This is a genomic window from Blautia sp. HCN-1074, assembly GCF_037890165.1.
GTDB lineage: Bacteria > Bacillota > Clostridia > Lachnospirales > Lachnospiraceae > Blautia_A.
Genome location: NZ_JBBKBP010000001.1, coordinates 294,906 through 311,527 on the forward strand (window position 1 = coordinate 294,906; position 16,622 = coordinate 311,527).

14 protein-coding genes and 1 pseudogene are annotated in these 16,622 nt (G+C 41.8%); 3 read left to right on the forward strand and 12 right to left on the reverse strand.

What is annotated here, in order from left to right; all coding sequences use genetic code 11:
- Positions 1-87: 87 nt before the first annotated feature.
- The gene (locus WKT11_RS01405) at positions 88-561 is read right to left on the reverse strand and encodes a MarR family winged helix-turn-helix transcriptional regulator (protein WP_019162553.1); all 474 of its coding nucleotides are present in this window, start codon (positions 559-561) and stop codon (positions 88-90) included.
- 202 nt (positions 562-763) lie between these two features.
- A complete protein-coding gene (locus WKT11_RS01410) occupies positions 764-1,687 on the reverse strand; it encodes a LysR family transcriptional regulator (protein WP_019162554.1) in 924 nt (307 codons plus the stop codon).
- A 133-nt stretch (positions 1,688-1,820) separates the two neighbouring features.
- Here WKT11_RS01410 and WKT11_RS01415 point away from each other — a divergent pair, with 133 nt between their 5' ends.
- A complete protein-coding gene (locus tag WKT11_RS01415) occupies positions 1,821-3,155 on the forward strand; it encodes a sodium-dependent transporter (protein WP_118247141.1) in 1,335 nt (444 codons plus the stop codon).
- A 75-nt stretch (positions 3,156-3,230) separates the two neighbouring features.
- On the opposite strand, the gene WKT11_RS01420 is transcribed toward WKT11_RS01415, so the two are convergent.
- The 4 genes from WKT11_RS01420 to clpB form a co-directional block, all read right to left on the reverse strand.
- The gene (locus WKT11_RS01420) at positions 3,231-4,232 is read right to left on the reverse strand and encodes a cytidylate kinase-like family protein (protein WP_117676328.1); all 1,002 of its coding nucleotides are present in this window, start codon (positions 4,230-4,232) and stop codon (positions 3,231-3,233) included.
- A 15-nt stretch (positions 4,233-4,247) separates the two neighbouring features.
- The gene (locus tag WKT11_RS01425) at positions 4,248-5,687 is read right to left on the reverse strand and encodes a sodium:proton antiporter (RefSeq protein WP_227292167.1); all 1,440 of its coding nucleotides are present in this window, start codon (positions 5,685-5,687) and stop codon (positions 4,248-4,250) included.
- A 472-nt stretch (positions 5,688-6,159) separates the two neighbouring features.
- Positions 6,160-6,333, reverse strand: a complete 174-nt coding sequence (locus tag WKT11_RS01430) for a DUF4250 domain-containing protein (protein WP_008706656.1) — start codon at positions 6,331-6,333, stop codon at positions 6,160-6,162.
- A complete protein-coding gene (gene clpB, locus WKT11_RS01435; protein ID WP_117676329.1) occupies positions 6,334-8,925 on the reverse strand; it encodes an ATP-dependent chaperone ClpB in 2,592 nt (863 codons plus the stop codon). It abuts the gene before it with no gap.
- Between the two features lie 374 nt (positions 8,926-9,299).
- Between clpB and WKT11_RS01440 the strand changes: the two are divergent.
- A pseudogene (locus WKT11_RS01440) lies at positions 9,300-9,780 on the forward strand (helix-turn-helix domain-containing protein).
- A 158-nt stretch (positions 9,781-9,938) separates the two neighbouring features.
- Here WKT11_RS01440 and WKT11_RS01445 read toward each other — a convergent pair.
- Positions 9,939-10,790, reverse strand: a complete 852-nt coding sequence (locus tag WKT11_RS01445) for an NAD-dependent protein deacetylase, SIR2 family (RefSeq protein ID WP_117676333.1) — start codon at positions 10,788-10,790, stop codon at positions 9,939-9,941.
- 321 nt (positions 10,791-11,111) lie between these two features.
- Positions 11,112-12,011: an NAD-dependent protein deacetylase gene (locus WKT11_RS01450; protein WP_243176420.1), complete on the reverse strand. Its 900-nt coding sequence runs from the start codon at positions 12,009-12,011 to the stop codon at positions 11,112-11,114.
- A 63-nt stretch (positions 12,012-12,074) separates the two neighbouring features.
- Between WKT11_RS01450 and WKT11_RS01455 the strand changes: the two genes are divergently transcribed.
- Entirely contained in the window at positions 12,075-12,344 is a 270-nt protein-coding gene (locus tag WKT11_RS01455; RefSeq protein WP_340281938.1) for an Rrf2 family transcriptional regulator, read from the forward strand.
- A gap of 87 nt (positions 12,345-12,431) precedes the next feature.
- Here WKT11_RS01455 and WKT11_RS01460 read toward each other — a convergent pair whose 3' ends face one another.
- The 4 genes from WKT11_RS01460 to WKT11_RS01475 all read right to left on the reverse strand — a co-directional run bounded on the left by WKT11_RS01460 (position 12,432) and on the right by WKT11_RS01475 (position 16,599).
- Positions 12,432-13,343, reverse strand: a complete 912-nt coding sequence (locus WKT11_RS01460) for a radical SAM mobile pair protein B (RefSeq protein WP_340281941.1) — start codon at positions 13,341-13,343, stop codon at positions 12,432-12,434.
- Positions 13,331-13,486 (reverse strand): hypothetical protein, encoded by a 156-nt coding sequence (locus WKT11_RS01465; protein ID WP_340281943.1) that lies wholly within the window; start codon positions 13,484-13,486, stop codon positions 13,331-13,333. Before WKT11_RS01465 ends, WKT11_RS01460 begins: the two co-directional genes overlap by 13 nt.
- A gap of 87 nt (positions 13,487-13,573) precedes the next feature.
- Positions 13,574-14,164 (reverse strand): hypothetical protein, encoded by a 591-nt coding sequence (locus WKT11_RS01470; protein ID WP_118408337.1) that lies wholly within the window; start codon positions 14,162-14,164, stop codon positions 13,574-13,576.
- Complete coding sequence (locus tag WKT11_RS01475; protein ID WP_340281946.1) at positions 14,161-16,599, reverse strand: glycoside hydrolase family 3 C-terminal domain-containing protein; 2,439 nt, start codon at positions 16,597-16,599, stop codon at positions 14,161-14,163. Before WKT11_RS01475 ends, WKT11_RS01470 begins: the two co-directional genes overlap by 4 nt.
- Positions 16,600-16,622: the final 23 nt, after the last annotated feature.

The following is a 16,622-nucleotide window of genomic DNA, read 5'->3' on the forward strand; positions in this document are numbered from 1 at the left end:
ATAGGTCAGTTCTTTCACAGACAATATTTTTATCTGAACATGCTGATACAGTTTTCTCAATCTGCTCCATCATGTATTTTTCAGTTTCTACCTGTTGACAGGTATCTCCGAAATATTATCCAGAATCTGCCCAAAAAACCTTCGTAAAAGACATAGCTCCGCTTCGCTGAAGTTGCTGAACATCACTTTCTCCACAGCTTTACTTTCCTGTTGGAGCTCCTCCACGATTTTTTTTCCGTTTTCTGTCAGATATACACGCATGATGCGCTGGTCTTTATCATCACGTCTCCTGCAGACAATGTCTGCTTTCTCCAGACGCTGGATACTTACATTTACAGTGGGCGGCGTTACACCCATACATTCTGCGATTTTCTTCTGGCTGCAGCCGTTATTTCTGTATACGATCATAATGATCGGCATCTGTCCCTGCTGGATACCAATTTCCCGTATACGCTGCATACATCTCATACCATATTGGCGGTTGATCTCCATAAAAAGCGCAGGCATGCTCTTCTCTTCTCGTTTCTCTTTCTCATTCTTCTCCTCTTCCGGGCACCACATAACTTCACTCCCTTCCGGCCTCTGTCCTCTTTCAGGTCTGACATTGTTCTTTGATTAGCCTGACTAATCATATATAATATACTTTTAGACAAAAAATGCAAGTGTTTTTTGTGCAGTTTATAATTATTTTAGATTTAACTTTGATATTTCTAATTTGTAAACTTCAATTTTATTTTGTCCGGCTAATATTTTATATTTCTTTCTATCTCTGCATGACTTCTTTATAAAATTCTATAAACACATTAATTGCCGGAGACCGCCATTTATTTTTATGAAGCAGCAGCTGTGTCCATACAGTTACCGGGCAGCCGGCAACATCCAGTCTTTTAATCTGTCCGTCTTTCACATATTTCTCCGAAATGAAATCCGGAAGGAAGGAAAGCAGGCTGCTGTTTTTTACCAGTTCACATATCTGGAGCGGATTTCCGATTTCAAGAACCGGACGGATTTCCAGTGATTGGGATGCAAGGATTTCATTCAGTATTTTTCTGTAACTCATGGCTTGTTCTGTTAACACAAACTCATTCTGAGAGATTTCACTTAATTTCCATGAGCAGTCTGTAACAGAATTGTCAGCCGCTGCAATAAAATGAACCTGTTCTTCCTGTTCCGCGCAAATAATAAAATCCGAATCATAAATATGCCTGTCCAGAGTAAAAACCAGATCTGTTTCGTTCTTCCGCAATTTATCAAACATCTGCTCTGTACCGTTTTCTGTTATCTCCACTTTTATTTCCGGATACTGATGATGAAAACGCAGAAAATCATTTTTAAAATATCTGCTGCAGACAGAACTGGACATAGACAACCGGATCTCGCCTTCAATGCTTTCAGCCGAATTCAGCGAATCAAGCATTTTCGCCTGTGACTTCAGAATGTTTCGAGCCTGCTGCAAAACTAAAACTCCCTTTTCTGTAAGATTGATTTTATGATAATAACGGTCAAACAGCCTGACACCAAGTTCCTTTTCCAGTTGTTTAATCTGTGAAGAAACTGTAGACTGTGTATATCCCAGTTCTTTTGCAGCAGCCGAAAATCCGGAATATTCACATACTGCAATAAAAGTTTTTAACACATTTGTATCCATTTCTCGTTCCTTTCCCATATTTTTTTCAATGTTTCCCATCGAAACACAGAAGCGTTATTTTCCTTATATAAACGATATTTTCAATAATATACAACAAAACAATCAATTTTACAAATATTGTTTTTTATCTTATAATATCTCTTATATGAACTTCTGAAGGGAGCGTTATCTTATGAAACGTGAACAGCTTGGAAGCCGGCTTGGCTTCATTATGCTTTCCGCCGGCTGTGCCATTGGCTGCGGAAATGTGTGGAAATTCCCGTGGATGTGCGGGCAAAATGGCGGCGGCAGCTTTATGCTGATCTATCTTCTGTGTCTGGTCATCCTGGGAATCCCGGCTCTTGTGTTGGAATTTTCCATTGGAAGAGCGGCTCAGACAAGTCCCCTTTTCATGTACCGTAAGCTGGAAAAGCCAGGACAGAAATGGGGGATTTTCGGCTGGTTCTGTCTGCTTGGCAACATTGCCCTGATGGCATTTTACACTGTTGTCTGCGGCTGGATCATTTATTATTTTGTACAGTTTCTCAGAGGTAAAAATGGTTCACTGGGATTTTCAGCCATGATCTCCTCCCCCTCTGTGAATGTATTCTTCTTACTGGTCACTGTAGTCATTGCATTTTTCATCCTTTCCTTCAATCTTCAGGGAGGACTGGAGCGTGTGACAAAATATATGATGTCTGCACTGCTGGTGCTGATGCTTGCTCTCGCTGTGCACAGTTTTTTTCTGAAAGGCGCTGGTGAGGGAATGACCTTTTATCTGAAACCGGATTTCTCAAAGATTGATGGTTCGGTGATCGTAGGAGCAATGAACCAGGCATTCTTTACTTTGTCTACAGGTATGGGTGGCATGGCTATCTTTGGCAGCTATATTGGTAAAGAACATTCTCTGATGGGGGAAGCTATCCATGTGATCACACTGGACACACTGGTTGCTTTTCTGGCAGGAGTTATTATTTTCCCTGCATGCTTCACCTTTGATCTGGAAGTAAATGCAGGTCCAAGCCTTCTGTTTGATACAATGGCAGCAGTTTTTAACAACATGTCCGGAGGTCGCATCTGGGGTTCCTTATTCTTCCTGTTCATGGTATTTGCAGCTATGTCAACTGTCCTGGGTGTGTGCGAGAATATCCTGGCAATGATCCGTGAGCTTACCGGCTGGTCCCGTCCAAAAGGCAGCGTGGTCTGCGGCACAGGTGTCTTTCTTCTGGCACTTACCACAGCCCTTGGTTTCAGCGTATTCCACTTCCAACCATTTGCCGAAGGAACTACCTGGCTTGATTTCTGGGATTTCATTGTTTCCAACAATATTTTACCCCTTGGCTCTCTCATCCTTGCACTTTTCTGCTGTAATAAATTCGGATGGGGATGGGATAACTTTATCAGAGAGGCCAATACAGGTAAGGGCTTAAAGGTACAGAGCTGGATGAAACCGCTCTTCCGGTTTGTACTTCCGATTATGATTGCCTTTATCTATGTTTATGGAATGTTCACATTCAACTGGAAATAAAAAAGAAAAATAAGCTCCGTGGATCAAAACTTCTATCCACAGAGCTTATTTTTTATCCAACCATCATTTTTAATTTTAGTGAACCTTCTGATCCAACATTCTTTGGATCAGCTCAATGGTATCCTTCAGTCCATAGTTGGCACTGTTGATACACAAATCATAGTTCTCCGGTTTTCCCCATTTCTCACCGGTATAAAATTCATAATATTTCTTATGCTGCTTATCCATCTGCTTCAGAAAACGTACTGCCTGCTTCAGATTCATATTACGGATATCCATAACATGCTGCACACGAACCTGGAAGGGAGCACTGATAAACAGACTGATATGAGGAATATGATTATTCTTAAGAATCGCATCTGCGCAACGTCCCATGATCACGCAGTCTTCACTCTTTGCCAGTTCACAGATCAGATCACTCATATTGAAAAATACTGCGTCCTGCTTCGGAAGTCCATGATAACGATTGAATTCCCTGAACCAGGTTTTCAGATCTGTGTGTTTTTTCTTTCTGTATTTATCAAATCCTTCAAAATTACCAGTATCACTGACTGCATTTTTGTCTGCCTGCAGACGCTTCATAACCTGATCAAAGATCTCTGCATCATAATAGTTGATCTGAAGCTGATCTGCCAGTTCAAATCCGATATCATTACCGCCACTTCCCTGTGTACGACTGATACAGATGATCAGATGGTCATTCTCTGAAATCTCGTTCTGGCGTCTTACGATCAGATTATTCAGACTGATACGCTCTTTATCTACAATATCTGTCTGTCCAAATGTATCCGGAAGACTTTCGATCTCTTTCAGAATACTGTCATACTCTATCATAAGGCGTCTTCTCTCGCTCTTATCTCTGATAGTACGGGCCATATTACTGATCAGCGCCAGCTCACTTCTGAGCAGATGTCCGTCCGGCTTGGTATACATCAGTGCTGCCAGATGACGGATAGTTGTTTCTTTCTGTCCTGTAAATGTACGTCCCAGAGAGGAACCCACACATTTATAAACTTCTTCATCCAGGTTATAAATGCGTATTGCAAGTTCTTTACATTTTTCCTGATTATCCTGCATAATGATCCTCCCTCCTTATAAAAAGAATACAAACATATCGATAATAAACACCGGAACCAGAAATGCAACAGACCACAGCATATATCCGAAGAATGACGGCATCTTCACACCATTCTCATCAGAGATTGCCTTTACCATAAAGTTCGGGGCATTTCCGATATAAGTGTTGGCACCCATGAATACTGCACCACAGGAAATGGCAGACAGAATCTTGGTAGGTACAGTTCCCAGTGTAGTTGTGATTCCATTGGTAAATGCCAGCGTTCCTGCTGTTGTAAGGAATACCAGATAAGTAGGTGTGTTATCCAGGAAACTGGAAAGCGCACCGGTTGCCCAGAACATCTCTGCCGGTTCAGTAACTCCCAGATTCGGTCCTACAGCTTTCAGAAGCATCAATGCAGGCTGCATGGTGATAAAAATACCGATGAATAAAACCGCAACCTCCTGGATCGCACCCCAGGTAAAATGGTTTCTGATACGAATCTGCTTATCTGTTGTCTTAAAGGAAAGAAAAGCAGCAAGCAATATGATTACAATTTCAATCAGTGCCGGGAATGTCAGGGTTACTTCTCCAAAAAGATGAATACCTCTTACATTGCCTGCAGCATCCTGAAATGCGGACATTCCCGGAAGTACACCGCTTAAGATTACCGCGCCAACGATCATCACAAGGAAGATGATATTGTGCAGTCCATCCAGACGGAACTGAGTACCCGGTTTACGGATATCCGGTTTACGTCCATTTGCAATATCCTTTCTGTAGGAACGTTTATCAATCTGATAAAATACAAACAGCAAAATGACCATATTAAAGATCAACACAGGGAACAGATGCAGACTCCAGAAGAATGGAACGCCTCGCATAAATCCCATTAACAGCGGCGGATCTCCGATCGGGGTAAGACATCCACCCATATTGGAAACCATGAAGATAAAGAAGATCATAATATGTCCTTTTCTCTTTCTCCATGAATTCATTTTAATTACCGGACGTACCATCAGCATACTGGCACCCGTAGTGCCGATACAGCTTGCCAGAAAGGTTCCCAGTGCAAGCAGACCTACATTAACACGGGGGGAACCTGCGAAATCACCCTCCATGGTAATATTACCTGATACGCAGAACAGGCCGAATAACAGAATGATGAATGTAAGATAATCATTCACAATACAGTCCAGAACTGTCTCTGCAGTCTTTCCGGCTCCATAAACGAAAGCAAATGGAACGACCATCAGAATGATCCATAAGGCAACAACCAGTGGCTGATGAGACTCCCACCACTCCGCTTTTACCAGAGGCATCACTGCAATACATAACAAAAGCCCTGCAAAGGGAATGCAAAGCCATACAGGTACTGTAGATGGTGCTTTACTGCCCTCTGCCGCAAATACACTCAACGGACAAGCCAGAAGAACTGCAAAAAAAGCACCCAGTACGGTCACCAACTTTTTCAAAACTGCCACCTCCATATTTTATTTTTTCGCTCAATGCAGATATAGCAGTCAGAAAAATGGTTCGACTTGAAACAGGTGTTTCTTCCTATTATAAATGCATTCGATTTTTTACAGATGCAATTATATCATACAGCATGCAAAAATCAATTGTAGGGATATTGAATATTTATACTTTATTTCCTATTTTTTTATGCATTTTTAACATATTATCTGATAAATTTCGTTTATTTTTTAACAAGATAATCTGTTTTTCAGCTATTTTCCACTCCGTCTTATATATTTTTTAAAATTGTACTGATTTTGAAACACATAACCCAATAACAGCTCCACAGTTTATTACTTTTTTCGCAATTAGCACAGTAAACTTTCTTATATTTTTTGTGTTATAGGAACATTACGGAGTAATTTCCTATAACACGAAAAATGCTCCCCGACAGCAATTCCCGCTGTCAGAGAGCATTTCGCATATTTCTTATATGAACTGATTGGTTGCCTCATCATACTCATAATCGATGGAATGCATCTTCGCCACCAGTTCGTCTTTCTTCAATCCTCTGCATGTGCAGAGTGCTTCCAGGGAATCATAGTAATCCCTGAGCTGAGTATTCACATAACTCAGCAGAATCATTGGATCTTTGGGTATCATTTAGTTTCCGTCCTTTACCGTAACAATGAATTCCCCATTCTGAACATCCAGCACCAGAGTATCACCTGCGTGAACATCTCCGGACAAAATCTTTCGTGCCGCAAGAGTCTCCACATATTTCTGCAGATAACGCTTCAGCGGACGTGCACCATATACCGGGTCATAGCCATTCTCGATAACCTGATTCTTGGCTGCTTCTGTCAGTTCCAGGGAAAGCTCCTGGTCTGCAAGACGTTTGTCAAGCTCGCCGACCATCAAATCTACTATCTTACCAATATTGGATTTTGTCAAGGGTTTGAACATAATTATTTCATCCAGACGGTTCAGAAATTCCGGACGGAAATGGCCCCTCAGGTCATCCATAACCTGACTCTGAGCCTCAGGTTTGATCTCACCATTCTCATCAATACCATCCAGCAGATACGGAGAACCGATGTTGGAAGTCATGATAAGAATTGTATTCTTAAAGTCAACTGTACGTCCCTGAGAATCTGTGATACGGCCATCATCCAGTACCTGCAGCAGTACGTTAAACACATCCGGATGTGCTTTCTCAATCTCATCGAAAAGTACAACACTGTATGGTTTACGGCGGACTGCCTCAGTAAGCTGGCCGCCCTCCTCATATCCTACATATCCGGGAGGCGCTCCGATCAGTCTGGATACAGAATACTTCTCCATGTACTCACTCATATCAATTCTGACCATATTCTGCTCATCATCAAACAGATTCTCTGCTAAAGTCTTGGCAAGCTCTGTCTTACCTACACCTGTAGGACCAAGGAACAGGAAAGAACCGATAGGTTTGGTCGGATCCTTGATGCCGGCTTTGGAACGAAGGATCGCATCTGTAACCCTCTTCACACCTTCATCCTGGCCTACAACTCTCTTATGAAGCTGATCTTCCAGAGTAAGGAGTTTCGCTCTCTCGCCTTCTGTCAGTCTTGTTACAGGAATACCGGTCCATCTGGAAATGATCCTTGCGATCTCATCATCAGTAACTGCCTCATGTACCAGACTTCTGTCACTTTCTTTGACACTCTTTTCTTCGATTTCCAGCTGTTGCTGTAATTTCGGAAGTTCGCCGTACTGTAACTGTGCAGCCTTCTCCAGATCATAGTTCTGTTTTGCTTTCTGAATCTGCTTATTCACATCCTCAATCTGCTCACGAAGCTTCTGTAATTTCTCTACAGAATGCTTCTCATTATCCCACTGTGCTTTCTGTGTATTAAAGGTATCACGAAGCTCTGCCAGCTCCTTCTGAAGTGTTTCCAGACGTTCCTTACTCAGGTTATCTGTCTCTTTCTTCAGTGCAGATTCCTCGATCTCCAGCTGCATGATCTTACGGCGCTGTTCATCCAGCTCTGAAGGCATGGAGTCCAGCTCTGTCTTGATCAGGGCACAGGCCTCATCCACCAGGTCAATGGCCTTATCAGGAAGAAAACGGTCTGTGATATATCTATGTGAAAGTGTAGCTGCTGCAACCAGCGCACTGTCTGTGATCTTAACACCATGGAAGACCTCATATCTCTCCTTCAGACCACGAAGGATGGAAATGGTATCCTCCACTGTAGGTTCATCTACCATAACAGGCTGGAAACGACGTTCCAGAGCGGCATCTTTCTCAATATACTGACGGTACTCATCCAGAGTTGTGGCACCGATACAGTGAAGCTCACCTCTGGCAAGCATAGGTTTCAGCATATTGCTTGCATCCATGGCTCCGTCAGTCTTACCTGCACCAACGATCAGATGTAACTCATCAATGAAAAGAATAATGTTTCCTTCACTCTTCTTTACTTCTTCAAGGACTGCTTTCAGACGTTCCTCAAACTCACCTCTGTATTTGGCACCTGCTACCAGAGCACCCATATCCAGGGCAAAAATCTTCTTATCCTTCAAGCCTTCCGGCACATCCTCTGCCACAATCCTCTGAGCAAGACCTTCGATTGCTGCAGTCTTACCTACACCAGGCTCACCGATAAGTACAGGATTATTCTTGGTCTTACGGGAAAGGATTCTGATGATATTACGGATTTCCTCATCACGTCCGATCACAGGATCCAGCTTCTGGTTACGTGCCTTTTCGACTAAATCCTCACCATATTTATTCAAAGTATCATAAGTAGCTTCCGGATTGTCACTGACTACACGCTGATTGCCTCGTACTGTAGAAAGTGCCTGCAGGAAACGTTCCTTAGTAATACCAAATTCCTGAAACAGCTTCTTCATGCTTGGACTTGGATATCTTAATAAAGCAAGGAAGAGATGCTCTACAGAGACATATTCATCTCCCATTGCCTTTGCTTCATCCTCTGCACTGACCAGAGCCTTGTTCAGATACTGTCCGAAACGAAGTTCACCGCCGGATACCTTAACCTTAGCATCCAGCGCCTGATTCAGAGAATTTCTGAAATAATCTTTATCTATCTCCATCTTCTCGATCAGTTTAAGAATCAGGCTGTCTTCCTGTTCCAGCAGAGCATATAAAAGATGCTCCTCCTCAATCTCCTGGTTGCCAAACTGATAAGCAACCTTCTCCAGATCCTGGACAGCCTGTACGGATTTCTGTGTAAATTTACTGATATTCATAGGCTAACCCTCCTCTTATATGAGAAATATCTCTCCCAAAGGAGAAATATGTTGTTTTCTTTGTTCTGCATGTAATATAACACATGTTGTTAGCACTGTCAAGCGTTGAGTGCTAATTATTTTGTGAAGAATTTGTTAACGCTACGAGCCATGCTAAATGGTGAAAAAAACGCCCTGCAAGTTTACTTGCAAGGACGTCTTTTTTTGCTATTTTATAGGGCGACAGCCCTACAGCGAGGGAAATCTTTCCCGAGCTGTGCATGGCGTATCCACTACTTCACAGGGATTTTTCACTTGCTTTCGCACTCAATTTTCTTGATTTGACCACATTTTTACGACAAATCTTTTATCAAATAGAAAGTAGGAAATCTGATATGACAATTGGTGATAAAATAAAAAAAATCCGGACATTCCGGAATATGACACAGGCAGAACTCGGTGCAGTCCTCGGCTGGGGCGATAAAGGTGCAAATCGCCTTGCTCAATACGAAACCAACTACAATGAATGCTTCTGAACTGATGGAAATTTTGTTCTGGATTGATGAATTTAATCCCGGTATGATCAATCTCTTTCAATCAGAGACTTATCCAGGCGAAAACTCAAATTCCAGTGACGATACAGCTATTCGCTACCATGATTCTGATAGCTGGCCCGCACATTCGCCTGTTGGCATGTGGTTTAATTATGGGATTCTTAATGATTTTTTGAAAGAATGGACTCTTAGAAAAGAAGAACTGAAATCTGGTAAAATTACCAGAGATGAATATTTTGAATGGAAAATTAACTGGCCGCAGACTTGTGATGATTGTGGAAAACGTGAACCTTCAAAGCAATGGCGATGCTCAAACGAATAGAATTTAGCGAAACTTAGCAAAACTTAAATTTATTATATTTTTTCTCTTTAACTAATAGAAAAGGCACTGAAAATCCAATATTTCTACGGTTTTCAGTGCCTTTTTTGCATTGTCCATTCAGAAAAATTAATTGTCTAAATAGAAATATATAAACAACCCTATAGGTTCTCTCTTGCCAGACATATTTCTTTCAGCGCTTCCCCAATATCTCCATCTACCCCGATCGACTTTCCGGCAATTGCTGAAGGAATATAGACTTCTCCTTTATTGAAGGTGATATAAACTGCTTCAGGTTCAGAAGCAGCAAGGCTCATGAAAGGCTCTTTGATCATACGGTTTCGCCATCCCACGCCCAATTCCAGGATCGCTAGTCTTTTACCATGATATTTCTTAATAAAGTTCTGATAGTCTTGCATTTTCTTTTGGAACTGTTCGGTCTGAAAGAATGCATTGCTGTTTGCCATATTGACCGTAACTGGCCCTCCACAGCAGGAACAGCAGGGGACCAGTTCTGAGGGGATCTGTCCGTTTTTTTCAGCTTTCGCCATTTTGAGAATTTCATTCTGGTTTTCGTAAGGATCTGTTCCGCATCCATTCTGGCACCGGGACTGGGTGAGACGGCCTTCCATCTCAAAGACTTTATCCCTGTCAAATCCTACAGGCACGAAATGGTCCTCGCCATTGGAGGTCACAATAAAATAATCTTTGGAACCAACCAGACGATACAGATCCTCCATTACAGGACCGGGCTGTTCCAGATAACATTTCCGGCTGATCAGTCTGCTGAAAAATGCCCATTTAGATTCTTCTGTAGGATACTGAAAGAATAATCCCTGCAGTATGTTTCTGATCCCGTATCTGCTGCGGAAATCTCCGAAATCTTTCTGAAACCAGTGATCATCTGCAAAAATATTGTATCCTTCTGAAATAGATAATCCGTTACTGGCGCCGATGAGAAGAGCGTCTGCTTCCTGGATAGCTTTATAAATATTTCTGAAGTTTTCTTCCATAATGTTATTTCTCCTTTTCCAACTGTATCCGAAGTTCTTTTAATATATCTGCCAGATTGCCTTGCAGGTAAAGACTTCTCCCTTTTTTAAATGTTCCGGAGCAGAAGAGGCTTCCTAGTTCAGACAGACGTAAAACACCTGGCTGTTACGGGCCGTCATGTCCCAGAAAGGCAGTCTGATCACCCCCGGTGTCATCTCTCTAATCTTTTCCGGCAAGTACAGCCTTAAGAGCCAGATATAGCTGACCTGTAGGCAGATGCCACATACTGTAAATATATTTTGTATAGTAGGCCCATTGCTGTTCCAGGGATGTCCTTGTGACTATGCTTCTCCATGCTCCTTGTTTTCCTCTTTCTTTACCCTCACTGCCTCCTGCAGCACCAGGGCAATGTCTTCTTTGATAGCCAGCCCCTTCTGTTCTATTTCTCTGGGAAGAATGGCGTCCTTTGGATTAATGGTAATGTAAAACGCCTTAGGCAGGGAGTATGTGAGATTCCAGAAAGGTTCCTGGATAAACATAGGGGTCATTCGTCCTACGCCCAACTCCAGAAAAAGGATCTTCTTCTCTTTATTCTTTTCCAGAAATTCGTTGATCTTCCGGTATTCGTCTTTATACTTGGCACCTTCCAGAAATGTATATCCCCGTACCCAGGGCTCCATCTGGGCTCCGCATTTGGGACAGCGGGGGATCATTTTGGCGGGGATACACAGATTCTCGTCAATAGCTGCATTCATGGCATAGACCATATCCTTGTTGTAATAAATCTGGTCATGACATCGGCGGCTGCACTGATAATAGCGGGAATCACCCTGGATGGCGCTTAATTTTTCTTCGGACACCACACGGGTAAACTGGAAGTCCTGATTGGTGGTCATAATATGATAGTTTTTACCCTCAAGGAGTTCCATGAGATCGTAGTAAGGCTGTCCTGTAGGACACTCATATTCCATATAGCCCATACGTACAAGAAATGCCCAGTGAGCTTCCGGGGAAGGATAATGATAGTAAAATCCGTTAAAGGCTCCGGTAAATCCATATTTTTTATGGAAATCCCCCAGATATTTCTGAAATATCGCATCATTCTGATAGAAAAAATTATAGCCACAGGAAGCGGACATGCCGGCTGCTGCTCCTACCAGAATGGCTTCAGCAGAATTAAGTTTATCTAATAAGGTCCGGGCATTTTTTTGATATGCATTTTCAAAAACAATATTTTTCATTGGCTGCATGGTTGACTTTCCTTTCTTTTATTGTTATTATTAAAATTACATCAAAATTGTACCATGTTAAAATATAAATTACAAGAAGAAAAAGAGCATCTGACCAGTGCCCAGATTGCAAAAAGTGTAAAAACAAATCCTGCCTATATCCGGCAGCTGATGGCCGTGCTGAAAAATGCAAGCCTTATCTCCAATACCCAAAGCCAGGCAAACGCCTGTCTTACCAAACCTGCAGATGAAATTACTATGCTGGATATATACCGGGCAGTGGAGGGAGAAAAGCCTTTGCTTCATCTTGATATTGATACCAACCCAGAGTGTGGAGTATACTGATAATAATAAAGAGACTGTAACATTCATGGAAAACTATGAGTTGTTTCAGTCTCTTGAGGCACCTCTTTTACATCTCAACTTATTCAATCATTTTTTGCGCCGCCCTGTATTTTCCGATCCCCGTACTTCTTCATGATAGAAATAGTCCACGATTACAGGATGGCCTGGCTCTGCGCGGCCATAAGGCAGTTCGTTGTCTACAAAAGGACAGTCGTATTTTTGGGACATCTGTGCTGCCTGGTTTTCCAATGCCCGAAAATAGCTTCGATCTCCCTTGCGATAGATTTCATCATACAGGGTAACAAGGTGGGGATAACATTTCTGAATATAATCCAGGATCTCCTGTTTGAAACCACCGCGGAGATTTAGATTTTCTAACCATACCAGGTCACACTGATCTTTCACACGTTCAAAAATCTTTTCAAAATCTGTGATGCCCGGAAATACTGGGGAAATGAAACAAACCGTGCGTATTCCGGCTTCGTATACCTGCTTCATTGCCTCAAGTCTGCGACTGATGCTGACAGCTTGATCCATGTCTGCCTGAAATTTTTCATCTAATGTGTTGATCGACCATGAGACAGTGACTTTTCCCATTTCTTTTAGCAAGTCAATATCCCGGAGTACAAGATCCGATTTCGTACAGATAAGGATTTCTGCACCGCTATTTTTTAACTGTTCTAAAATCCTGCGGGTATTTCTTATCTCCTTTTCCTGGGGCAGATACCCATCTGTCACGGAACCAATCACTACCCGTTGGCCTTTATATTTTCTCGGGTTTTTAATTACCGGCCAGTGTTTTATATCCAGAAATGTTCCCCACGATTCGGTATGCCCAGTGAACCGTTTCATAAAAGAGGCATAGCAGTATTTGCAGCCGTGGGTACATCCTACATAAGGATTGACAGAATATCCCCCTACCGGAAGACTGGATTTAGTCATGATATTTTTTGTTTCTATATCCCGGATCAGAATATTCTTTTCCATTATTTTTTCCATGCGTTCTGTTCCTCCAAAACCCGGATAAATACCGAGGGCAGATCCTGGATCATTTGATTATCTCCCATAACGGGAAGTAGATCCTCTTTCATAAACACCGGTTTTGAATCATCTACAATCAGAATTTTTTGTCTTTTATTCATATTTTTTTACCTTTATCCTTGTTGATTTTATGATGTTCCAAATCATATCCGATTGACTACCAGTTTCTAACATCTTGCTATTTTCTTCTATTCAGCCTTCCCCTCTGGGAAAATAATTTTAAACACAAAGAAAAAAATCACCATGGAAACTCCACCTGTAATAATTGTCACAAGCATGTTATAGACTGCCGGTGCCACATATGCAGATGCAACTGGCATCCACAGATTATTAAATCCATTACAAATCAGTGAAATTACCACCCATGCAACAAAATACCAGATTGCCTGATACACAGGATTTCCATGACTTTTAAAAGTAATATTTCTCTGAAGTGGAAAATTGATGCACTGTGCAAGAAATGACCCCAGTTCATAACTGATAAAATAGCCAAGTCCACCACCGATCAGTATATTCCCCGTTGCATCACGCAATACATTATACCCCAGTAAACTCCATGTAAATTTTACTCCAAACAGATTCATGGAAACCTTTGGCCACATAAATTCTGTACCAGCCAGACCAATTCCCAAAATCCCTGGTAAAAATGTAAATACAAGATACTGGAATACCGTCACGCCCATACTGAATATAACAAAATAGAATATCTGATAAAGCCATTTTGCAAAAGTAGCATGTTTCTCTTCAAAACATTTCCATATATTTTTTATATGATTCATCTGCACTTCCCTCCGGCTCCTTTTAATAATTTTTCATATTTCTTATTATTTCTTCTGTTTCTGAAATATCCGCCAATTATTTTTTTTACCCCAAGCATAAAGTGGCCATTCACAGCATCGACAATTCCATATACCATTTCCATACTGACTGCCCCGCCGGTCATCTTGGCAATCCCCCGGAACGGCATATTGTAAATAAAAAGAATATTCAGATCTGGCTTTCCCTGTGCCTCACTCTTCTTTTTCATTTTTGTGAGACATCTATATATCAGTCTTGCAAGTCGGCTTTTTGCATAATACATCTGACAGATTGCATCATTGATTTCCAGGTTTCCACTCCATCTCCCGTTCGGTATCTCATGGCCAAGAAGTTCACGAAATTCCTCATCTGATATTTTCTGCACAATTCCTGTATAATAATAAGGCATTTTTGCCGGATTATACGGATACCCTTTACTATTTCCTGTTCTCTCAGTCGTACCTGTTAAACGAATATCTGCAACACTGGCTCCTACCATAATCTGATAAGTTCCTGTTTCTATTTCCCACTGTCCCGTTTTTATATTCCAATAACGGAATGTCTTATCATCAAACGGAATCCTGAGCTGTCTGCTTTCTCCTGCCTTTAGATAAACTTTTGCAAAACCTTTCAGTTCTTTTTCCGGTCGGAATACGATTGCATTAGGAAGTCCTACATACATCTGAACAACCTCAGCTCCGTCTCTGTCACCTGTATTGGTAACCGAAACTTTGATTCCATCCTCTTCTATGATAAGATCAGAATATGTAAATTCCGTATAGGAAAGCCCAAAGCCAAATGGATATTGCACCCGGACTTTTGAAGTATCATAATAGCGATATCCCACATAAACACTCTCGCGGTATTCCGATGTTTTCTCATTGCTTGGATAATATCGGAATGCCGGTGTCTGTTCATAAGATATGGGATATGTTTCTGCCAGTCTTCCTGATGGGTTCACCTTTCCGGTCAGAATATCCAATGTTGCAGAAGCGCCTGCCTGTCCATTCAGATAGCCATGCAAAATCGCTTTGCAGCAGGTGTGCCATGGCATTTCTATCGCTGATCCAGCACTTAGTATTCCAATAATATTTTCATTCACTTTACTGATATCCTGCAGAAGATCGATCTGGTCCTGCGGAATACGCATATGGGTTCTGTCCAGTCCTTCTGATTCACTGATTTCATCAAGACCAAAGCAGAAAATCACAATATCCGCGTTCATAGACAAATTTAGTGCAAACTTTCTATCATTCTCATCTACATCTCCATTTCTCTGATAGCCTCTTGTCATCCCCAGAATATTCAGATCATATTGTTGCAAAATCGATGACATATCTTCTACTTTTGTTGGATTAACCATAGAAGATCCTGCCCCCTGATATCTGGGTGAAAAAGCAAAATCTCCAATAACAGCGATGGATTTTTTTGTATCCAGCGGAAGAATCTGTTTTTCATTTTTCAGAAGAATCATGCTTTCCGCTGCTGCTTTCCTTGCCAGTTGATGATGTGCATTTCTGTCAAAGTTTTTATCTGAAAGCTTCTTCCCTGATGTCAGTTCCATCACTGCATCCACCAGTTCTCCAACTCTTTCATCCAAATCTGCTTCCTTCAGCTTTCCATTTTGGACAGCAGCAATCACTTCTCTTGCAGAATCGTACCCACAGGACGGCATCTCCAGATTTGAGCCGGCAGCAACACCTTTCACATGGTCATTGCTTCCGCCCCAGTCTGTTACTACAATTCCATCAAATCCCCATTCTTTGCGCAAGATATCTGTCAAAAGATGTTTGTCCTCATTAGCATAAATCCCATTAATCTGGTTGTAACTGCTCATGATTGCTTTTGCGTGTCCTTCTTTAACAGCTATCTCAAAACCGGTCAGATAAATTTCTCTTAATGTCCGTTCGTCAACAACTGCGTCCATTGCCATTCTCCGAAGTTCCTGACTGTTAACCGCCAGATGCTTCGGGCAGGCATAAACGCCTTTACTCTGTATTCCACGAATATATGACGCTGCCATCTTCCCGGAAAGATATGGATCTTCTGAAAAATATTCAAAATTTCTTCCACATAATGGGCTTCTTTTAATATTTAATCCCGGACCAAGCAGGATATTTACATCCATACTTGCTGCTTCCTCTCCAAGAGCCTGTCCAATCTCTTCCCCCAGATCCTGATTCCAGCTGTTTGCAATCGTCGCTGCTGTGGGAAAACAAGTTGCATTCAAGGATGCATTCAGTCCCAGATGGTCTCCTGCTCCTGCCTGTTTTCTGATTCCATGCGGTCCATCCGAAAGAAAGATGGACGGGATGGAAAGCCTGTCAATTTCTCTGGTCTGCCAGACAGTTTTTCCACTGAGGATCGCTGCCTTTTCTTCTATTGTCATCTTTTCAATCAATTTTTGCTGTTTCATAACTGTTTTCCATCCCACTTTCT

Bases quoted from the DNA above. Each gene is read 5' to 3' on its own strand.
- WKT11_RS01405 (WP_019162553.1), bottom strand. From the start codon at position 561: ATGTGGTGCCCGGAAGAGGAGAAGAATGAGAAAGAGAAACGAGAAGAG.
- WKT11_RS01410 (WP_019162554.1), bottom strand. From the start codon at position 1,687: ATGGGAAACATTGAAAAAAATATGGGAAAGGAACGAGAAATGGATACA.
- WKT11_RS01415 (WP_118247141.1), top strand. From the start codon at position 1,821: ATGAAACGTGAACAGCTTGGAAGCCGGCTTGGCTTCATTATGCTTTCC.
- WKT11_RS01420 (WP_117676328.1), bottom strand. From the start codon at position 4,232: ATGCAGGATAATCAGGAAAAATGTAAAGAACTTGCAATACGCATTTAT.
- WKT11_RS01430 (WP_008706656.1), bottom strand. From the start codon at position 6,333: ATGATACCCAAAGATCCAATGATTCTGCTGAGTTATGTGAATACTCAG.
- clpB (WP_117676329.1), bottom strand. From the start codon at position 8,925: ATGAATATCAGTAAATTTACACAGAAATCCGTACAGGCTGTCCAGGAT.
- WKT11_RS01445 (WP_117676333.1), bottom strand. From the start codon at position 10,790: ATGGAAGAAAACTTCAGAAATATTTATAAAGCTATCCAGGAAGCAGAC.
- WKT11_RS01450 (WP_243176420.1), bottom strand. From the start codon at position 12,011: ATGAAAAATATTGTTTTTGAAAATGCATATCAAAAAAATGCCCGGACC.
- WKT11_RS01455 (WP_340281938.1), top strand. From the start codon at position 12,075: ATGTTAAAATATAAATTACAAGAAGAAAAAGAGCATCTGACCAGTGCC.
- WKT11_RS01460 (WP_340281941.1), bottom strand. From the start codon at position 13,343: ATGGAAAAAATAATGGAAAAGAATATTCTGATCCGGGATATAGAAACA.
- WKT11_RS01465 (WP_340281943.1), bottom strand. From the start codon at position 13,486: ATGAATAAAAGACAAAAAATTCTGATTGTAGATGATTCAAAACCGGTG.
- WKT11_RS01470 (WP_118408337.1), bottom strand. From the start codon at position 14,164: ATGAATCATATAAAAAATATATGGAAATGTTTTGAAGAGAAACATGCT.
- WKT11_RS01475 (WP_340281946.1), bottom strand. From the start codon at position 16,599: ATGAAACAGCAAAAATTGATTGAAAAGATGACAATAGAAGAAAAGGCA.